9 protein-coding genes are annotated in these 8,147 nt (G+C 35.6%); all 9 read right to left on the bottom strand.

What is annotated here, in order from left to right:
* A partial coding sequence (locus LS65_RS10410) for a glycosyltransferase (RefSeq protein WP_138129759.1) occupies positions 1–1,442 on the bottom strand: 1,442 nt, incomplete at its 3' end.
* Complete coding sequence (locus LS65_RS04005; RefSeq protein ID WP_052061059.1) at positions 1,435–2,343, bottom strand: glycosyltransferase family 2 protein; 909 nt, start codon at positions 2,341–2,343, stop codon at positions 1,435–1,437. The genes LS65_RS10410 and LS65_RS04005, both read right to left, overlap by 8 nt.
* The gene (locus LS65_RS04000; protein WP_138129758.1) at positions 2,333–3,553 is read right to left on the bottom strand and encodes a glycosyltransferase; all 1,221 of its coding nucleotides are present in this window, start codon (positions 3,551–3,553) and stop codon (positions 2,333–2,335) included. The genes LS65_RS04005 and LS65_RS04000 overlap by 11 nt, the downstream gene beginning before the upstream one ends.
* A gap of 132 nt (positions 3,554–3,685) precedes the next feature.
* Positions 3,686–4,057, bottom strand: a complete 372-nt coding sequence (locus LS65_RS03995; protein WP_034361576.1) for a polysaccharide biosynthesis C-terminal domain-containing protein — start codon at positions 4,055–4,057, stop codon at positions 3,686–3,688.
* Complete coding sequence (locus tag LS65_RS03990) at positions 4,054–4,890, bottom strand: SDR family oxidoreductase (RefSeq protein ID WP_034361578.1); 837 nt, start codon at positions 4,888–4,890, stop codon at positions 4,054–4,056. Before LS65_RS03990 ends, LS65_RS03995 begins: the two co-directional genes overlap by 4 nt.
* The gene (locus tag LS65_RS03985) at positions 4,887–6,287 is read right to left on the bottom strand and encodes a B12-binding domain-containing radical SAM protein (RefSeq protein WP_034361580.1); all 1,401 of its coding nucleotides are present in this window, start codon (positions 6,285–6,287) and stop codon (positions 4,887–4,889) included. The genes LS65_RS03990 and LS65_RS03985 overlap by 4 nt, the downstream gene beginning before the upstream one ends.
* Positions 6,284–7,285 (bottom strand): glycosyltransferase family protein, encoded by a 1,002-nt coding sequence (locus LS65_RS03980; protein WP_034361582.1) that lies wholly within the window; start codon positions 7,283–7,285, stop codon positions 6,284–6,286. The genes LS65_RS03985 and LS65_RS03980 overlap by 4 nt, the downstream gene beginning before the upstream one ends.
* Positions 7,282–7,938, bottom strand: a complete 657-nt coding sequence (locus LS65_RS03975) for a class I SAM-dependent methyltransferase (protein WP_034361584.1) — start codon at positions 7,936–7,938, stop codon at positions 7,282–7,284. Before LS65_RS03975 ends, LS65_RS03980 begins: the two co-directional genes overlap by 4 nt.
* A gap of 10 nt (positions 7,939–7,948) precedes the next feature.
* Positions 7,949–8,140: a hypothetical protein gene (locus LS65_RS03970; protein WP_034361586.1), complete on the bottom strand. Its 192-nt coding sequence runs from the start codon at positions 8,138–8,140 to the stop codon at positions 7,949–7,951.
* Positions 8,141–8,147: the final 7 nt, after the last annotated feature.

Here is an 8,147-nt window from a genome sequence, read left to right as displayed (position 1 = left end):
ACGCAAGAGGCAGATTCTATAAATGGACGCACATCATCTGTTTCCCCTAAATATGTGATAATACCCTGCTTTTCCCATAAAGCAATTTCATCTCTACTAATCGCACTAGGATTAGGACAATCGCATTTGCCAAGCAAATAAAATCTAAGTTTTATTATACCCCCCCCCCCATTGTTGCTATAAGAATCTTGTGTTTTTATAGAATCTTGCAGCATTTGAGCGGCTTGCACAAACTCTCCTACGCCTTTATCCCATAGCATTCTAGCAATCAGCAAAAAAATTATTTCATCATCTTGCCTTCGTTTTATGGATTGTCTATTTTTGCAAAATTTTGGGCTAAAATATTCTGTATCTACCCCCTCGCTATCAAGCAAAAATGCTTTGGCTTGAGTGATAAGTTTATAGTGCAAAAATTCTTGTTTATCATCATTATTTAAAAACCACACTTCTTGCGTATTTTTGAGTGCAAATTGATACATTTTACACACAATAAAGCGCAAGATTGTTTTTTTCAAGCTACTTGTATCTCCTTTATCGTTAATAAACACATATCCAAGCCCTGTGATAATGGCAATATTTGGGATTTTGAGGAGATTGCACACACTTGAAGAATAAATTGCTGGTTTTATTGTGTAGTTAAATACAAGAGCTGGGCTTATTTGCTTAAAGAGTTTATAGAGCATAGCAATGGTGCGTAGGTCTTTGAAAGGATTGAGTGAGCGAGAATCAATATATAAATGATGCATAAAAAACCCTTCTTCTTGGAGTTTTGGAGTGCTGGAGTCAAAAGGAGCAATGATGTGAATAGTAAAGCCACTTTTTTTCAAGGATTGCAGGACTTTTAGACGAAAATTATACATACTAAAGCAAGTATTGCTGACAAAGGCTAAAATAGGGTTTGTATTGGGGCTTTTAGTTTGAATAGGATTTGTTTTGTGAGACTGCAGTAATGAATAGATATGTGAAGTGTAGTAGTTAATCACACGAGTAATGCAAAAGCGATTTACTACAAACTCTCTAGCTTTTGCACCCATTTGCATGAGTTTTCTCGGAGTGAGGAGAGATAGAGCAAGACTTAGAGATTCTGCATCTTTAGGTGGGATAAGGATACCATTTTGTCCAATAAGCAGATTTTTATATGCTTTCAAAGGCGGGACTATACATTCTTTGCAGCCAGAGGTGTTTGTGGTAATAATAGGCTTTCCCATACTCATTGCTTCAAGTAATACACGAGGAATACCCTCTTTGTAAAAACTTGGCAACACTACGCAAGAGGCAGATTCTATAAATGGACGCACATCATCTGTTTCCCCTAAATATGTGATAATACCCTGCTTTTCCCATAAAGCAATTTCATCTCTACTAATCGCACTAGGATTAGGACAATCGCATTGACCGAGTAGGCAGAATTTTAATGTTTTAGATTCTTGCACCTTAGGCATAGCAGAGCCTTTGGGGTGTGGGATTTTTATTGATAGGAGGGTAGGAATAGCGTGGGGAATGGAAGTTATAAGATTCTATAAAAATATAGAATCTTATTTTATCTCTGCCCCCCCCCCCATTGCTTCTAAAGCGCATTAGCACTCTATCTTTAATCTTGTTAAGAGGTTTAAGCAGTATAAAAAATGGTAATTTGCTTAGTTGATTATGTCTCCACGCCTTGGCACATTGCATATTTGCTGTGATGATATTTTTAAGCGAAGCATTCGATGTCCCGCCGGCATACATTTTCACAAAGCATTTATCAATATAGAAACTTTTAAGATTGTATTTGTATAAAAAGCGCAACATAATTTCATAATCTGCTGCAATACTAAAGTCTAAATTAAAGTTACCATATTCTTCATACACACATTTTTTAGCATAAAAGCTCGGGTGTGGTGGGTGAATGCCGCAGAGAAAGCCAATACGCGTGAAAGGTTTGCCTTTAAGATAGCGCAAAGGCTTGTTATGTGCGTTGATATAAGCAATATTGGCATACACGATTTTTACACTATCTGGCTTGTCAAATCCCCACGCTACAAAACTAAGTACATCATTTGAAGCAAAAAAATCATCAGCATTTAAGAATCCTACAATCTCACCTTTTGCGTATGCTAAGCCTTTATTCATACCATCATAAATGCCCTTATCTCTTTGGCTCACTGTGCGTAAAGCTATGCCCTTTTGTTCATAGAGTGGGTGATAGGATTCTATAATCTCAAGCGTTTTGTCGCTACTTTTTGCATCAATGATGATATGTTCAAAATCGCTGTATTTTTGTAACAGAACAGAATCTAGTGTATGTGCGATAGTTCTTTGCGCGTTAAAGGCGGTTGTGATAAGTGAGATTCTAGGCGGCATAAGCCACCTTTTGAGAAGAAAGATGATGTTGTGTGGAATAGGTGGCTAGGGGTAAGGATTGAGGGGGATATGTGGGATATTGCTTGACAAAAACATAGTCTATCCCCCCCCCCCGTGCATTACATATGGTTTTTGTGTAGAGACTATAAAGTGTATCTATCATGGTTTCAACTTTAAAATACTGTTGAAAGTGCATTTTAGCATTGATGGCAAAAAAATCATAATTGTTAGCGATGGTCTGCACTGCTTGAGCTATAGCTTTTGGGTCTTTTGGTGGCACAACAATTCCGCTATAGTTATGTTGATTGACCCAATCAACACCTGAGCCTTTAATAGCACAAGATACTACAGGCACACTATGCGCCATCGCTTCAATTTGCACGATTCCAAAAGATTCGTTTTTGCTAATTGATGGCAGGAGGAAAATATCTGCTTTCTCATAGTATTTATGGGTGTTTTCAAAATCTATATGTCCTAAGAACAGCACTTTTGCTTGTAGATTGAGTGTTTTGACAAGATTTTTAAGATGAGTATCTAGCTCTCCGCTACCCCCAAGCATAAGTACAAAATTTTCTCCTAAAAATGCTAATGCTCTAATAGCATACTCAAAGCCTTTATATTCTACAAATCGTCCAAGAGCAAAAAGTGTGATTTGCTTCCCTAGAGTTTTGCGTTTTGTAGTTTTTGGGGTTTGGATTCCAAGTGGGATAGTGTGGCATTTTGCCTTATACTCTTGTAGGAAAGGCGATTGAGCAAGATATTTAGGAGAAGTAGTAATGATTGCATCTGCGCGTTTAAGTAGCCAAGTTTGCAGTGGTTTATAAAACTGAAGTAGATATTTTTGCTTGGTAATATCTGCGTGCCAATGGAGAATAACAATTTTTGAATCTAAATTTGTGCAAAAAAGTGCGAGATTTGCCATAGGGTCAGGCAAATGTATATGAATAATATTATAAGCAGAGATAAAGTTACGCAAGAAAAATATCATTTGTGGTGTAATGGAAGTGCGTGCAATTTTACCAAAGCTTTTGGTGCGATATATTCTTGCTCGTGAGTGTGTTATATCAAGGGAGAATTTTGCCCTAGAATTTGAACAAAGCACATCGCAAATTACACCCCGCTCATTCATACCTTCGACTATATCGCCCATAGCACGTTCTATACCTCCCATATCAGGTGGATAGAATTTGCCAAGTTGCAAAATTTTCACGCATATATCCTTAAGTAAAATAAAATGCGATTATAGGGTAAAACATCTTAAGGTTTGGTTGTAGAGTGAAAATAACTTTGCAAAGAATATTTTGGATTGTGTTAAGATAGAAAAATATTATTCTTAATAAGTTTAGGATTGGATATCTGTATGAAAGTCTTTATCAATCGTATCCATTTTTTTGCTTAGGGCATTAAGCCATTTAGAATCTTCAAGTGTTTCAAAGGTATGAACAACAAAAGGCTCTATGTAAAAACATTGTAGGGGTGTAACGATATACTCTTGCGTAAGATGTGGATTATGATAATGAAAAAGAGTGATTTTAATTTTACCCTCTAAAATAATGAACATTTCTTTTGTGTATCTATGGTAATGACCCCCTCGCACAACATTTTTATGTGAAGTGATAAAATTAATTTCTTCAAAGCAAAAGGTATTGCATAGCCCAATTATTCCTCCTCTTGTATCATTTTGTGTGAAGTATGGATGAATAAATGTAATCATATGAAAATCTCCCTTTCATAATTATCAAATGGAAGCGAGCAGATGAGCGAAAGATTTGCAAAAAAGAGTCGTTGATTATTTTGTGTAGAATGCACAGGGACAAGTGTTGCAAGTTTTTTATCTCTTTTTGCTAGAATCTCTCGTATCATTATACCGAATCCATAACGCGTATAAGCAGATGAACCACAAATATGTAATATCCCACAATAAGAAGTATGTAAAAGCGCAGAGGTATGTTCTATGAGTAGAGAAATGGGTGTAGGAGTAAAAATCGTGTCGTCATAAAGTTCAAGAGTATCTTTTGAGCATATACTAGAGAGAAGGAAGTCAAAAAAAGTGCCTCCCTTTCCCATTACTGCAGATGTCCTTATGATGAGAGAGTGTGGATATTGGTTTTGCAATAACCTTTCTGCCTCTTCGTTGCTTTTACCATAGTTTGTCTGTGGGTTTGGTATATCATTATGGCGATAATTACCCTTTATGCCATCAAAGACATAATCTGTCGAAAAAAAGATAATTTTTGGGTAATATGATTTTAGTCTCTTTATACTTTCAAGAAGATAGATTATGGGAGAGGTGTTAATGGTTCTAGCATAAGATAAATCTTTTTCCGTGAGTGCAAGATTCTTATCACCTGCAACCCATAAAATGGTATCAGGCTTATATTGTTCTATAAAGGTTTGCACATTATTTTTCTGTGATATATCAAGGTATATCATTTCTTGAGCTTTTTTATGTTGAAAATATGTGCCTTTTACTTCATAATATTGTTTTAAATGTGAAAAAAGCCTAAATCCTATGAAGCTAGAAGCCCCAATAATTGCTATTTTCATTGCAATTCTTTAACAATGGTATCTGTCCCACCATCATATTTTGCATATTGATTCATAGTGTCTGTATTATTTTTTTGCATAAAGTCTTTATACATCTGTGTACCGGGAAAAGGCACACATTTACTTAGTTGATAATTGCGCATTTTGCCATTAGGCGTATAACCCATATGAGATAAAATCTGCATATCAATATTATGCATTTCTTCTGTTTGTCCGGGCATATCACGCATCATAGTGAGGTGAATCATTAATTGTGGATATTTGGTGCTAAGATATTCTAATGTATAGCGGAAGTCTTTACGCTCTATACCCTTTTGTATGTTTTTAAGCACATCTTGATTAAAGGTCTCTATTCCAAAGCGCATCCCCACACAGCCACTTGCAACCATTTTGTCATAAAGCTCTCTACTTGAACAATCAAGTCTCCCCATCATAGTCCAAGGTAAGCCAATTTCTGCTAGATAATCACAAAGTTTCGATATCCTCTCTTCCCCGATATTAAAGGTATCATCATCAAAAAATATGCTTTTATAACCATATGTTTGCACCGATTGTTTGATTTCTTCTGCAATTTTTTCAGGAGATCTTTGAGCTACATTACCAAAATACATATTTTGGGGCCATGAGCAAAAGGTGCATTTAAAAGGACAGCCTTTTGAAGCATAAATTTGAAGTTGTGGTCGAGGAGTAGGCATAGTTGGGTCATAATATTTTGTAGCACTTTTATAGTCTCTAAAAGGAAAGGGAATGCTATCGAGATCTTTTACTACTTCACTTTCATAGATACCACTTTTTATATTAGATTCAAAATCACGCACCATTTTGAGGGTGCTGAGTATATATTCTCCTTTAAGATAGTAAGAGATTTGAGGATATGTATCTTGAATCTCTTTGATTGTTTGGTCATTAAGATGAGGTCCACTTAAAGCTACAGCACTAAAACGAGAGACTTGTGCAGCAAACCAAGTGTCTATATCTATTGTTGGGGTTGAACATTCTATTACTACAATATCAGCATTTTCTTGCTTTACTTCTTGTAGAAAAGCTTGATAATCATAAGTTTCTTCAGCTATGGCATCTAAAAGATTAACTTCATACCCAAAGCTTTGTAGATAGCTTGCAGCATATCCAAGAAAAAAAGGATATGGAGGTCCTCCGTGAGGACGCTCCATACTCCAAGGCCATCGCGACCCAGCTCTTACGCCATAACGTGTGCCATTATAGAAACGAGGAAAAAGGCGAGTGAGATAATTATACATTCGCCCCCCCCCCAGCATATTTTTATAAGTATGTGGAGTTCTTAATTTATCCAATAAGCTTGTGGTGACTGTAAAGTTATTTACTGCATTCGCATTTGGATTTTTGATATGAGGGGCATTGACAAAGATTACTTTCATAAAACATCCTTTTGTAAAAAGTTTATTATATCATTTGCGCGTTGATTTATTGTGCAATGTTGTGTTACATATTCATAGCCTTTTTGGGCGATTTTTCGTGCTTTATTTTGATTGTCTAAATAATAGCGGATTTTTTCTATTAAATCGTTACCACCCTCTGTAAATACAAGACAATCTTTAAGAATAGTAGTCGCACTTGGCACCTTATCACTTATAAGAAATCCTTTGCAGGCGAGTACCTCTAGTGTTCGCAATGTGATAACATCCCATTCTATGCAGCTTTGCATAGTGCAGTTGAGATTAATTTTTGTATTACTATACAGATATGGCACCCACTCTTGTGGTATTTTGCCTCGAGAAATGCGTTCAAATGGCTTTTGATAAGGAGAAAGTTTTTTAAAATTTTTCCATAATTTAAAGCGTGAACGTGGAATGTGCCAATTACCAAATAAGCCAAAATCAAAGTTTAATGCAGGATAGAGGTAGCGCATTGTAGCCTCCTCTCCCTTAATATCATTACCTATATATGCGACATCACATTTATAGTGTTGGGCTTGCGCATATTGAGGTGATTGTGGCAGAATCTCTTCTCTCGGGAAAAACAAGTCTGTATCTACACCAAAAGGCACATAAATGTAGGGAATGGAAATTTTGTGGGCATATTCATCAAGCATTTTTTGAGAAAAACAAAAGAGGGCATCAAAATTATGGATATATTCTGTGGGAAAATGACTTTGGGTATCAGGGAATCCATTTTGAAAATAAAAAATATTCTTACGTGCTATGGGAAGAATCTCCTCTACTTCATTAAGATATATCATTGCATCAAGGGGTTGTGTAGGAAGAAAATTTGGCGCATATGTTTGAGCTTGTATATGTGGGTATTGTTGATTTATGGCTTTTGCTAAAGATTCTGCTAAAAGTTCATCACCTACGACATTACCTTTGTTTGTGAGTGAGAATTTATCCCATTTGATATAAAATCCTATTGCTATCATCGTAAATAAGCCTTTATGAAGGTTTTAATTGGTCTCGGAATAAGCTTTTTTATTATCCTTAATGGGTCTTGATAACCTTTTGCTATTTGTGAAAGGTGGGCTATGAGTGCATCGTTTTCACTAAAAGCTTCTAAAACATTAAGAACATTATGATTGTGTGCTGGTGCAGCAAAACCTATACCTGATTGTGTTCGATAGAGGAGTTTTGTAATATGTGTGTTTGCTAGTGTTTTTTTAATTTTTTCAAATGAATCTTGCATATGATAATTGATTACATCGTGCATAACCCATATTGTATCTTGATTGCAGTATTTCTGTGTTTCTTCAAAATCAAGTAAAAGTTGTTCATTAGTATGTAAGCCATCTATAAATACAAGATTAAGAGGAGTATTAAAATGTTTTTGAATAATTGTTTTAGTGTCTTTTGGGCTAAAACCAAATTCTACAGAAATATTGAGATTATGTGATTTGGCAATAGTATTTGTGAGGTTAATTCCTAGCATATTATCCGCTCCGTCAATCCCTGCATCTATACAGACAACTTTTGCATTGGGAAAAAGGAGTGAGAGAATAACCGCACTATATCCAAAGGCATTGCCAATGATAAAAATATTGTGAATATTATGTTCCACATTTGCAAGGGTTTCAAACATAAAGACTTCATTATTGCTTATCCCCCCCCCCCGTGCGCAATTCTATATGTTTATCTTTCTCGATAAAAAAAGTAAAGGGGAAATATGTGCCAAAATCTCTTATAAATTCTTGATTGTGGGAAAAATGCATAGGGTTGAGTGAAGTTTTTATCTCATAACCTGCTTGTTTATAAAGTTCTATAGTTTGTAGAAATGCTGACATAGGATTC

The sequence above is a fragment of the Helicobacter japonicus genome (genome assembly GCF_000762845.2).
Taxonomy (GTDB): domain Bacteria; phylum Campylobacterota; class Campylobacteria; order Campylobacterales; family Helicobacteraceae; genus Helicobacter_C; species Helicobacter_C japonicus.
The sequence above is the reverse complement of the archived record's forward strand: the minus strand, read 5'-3'. Positions and strand labels throughout refer to the sequence as shown.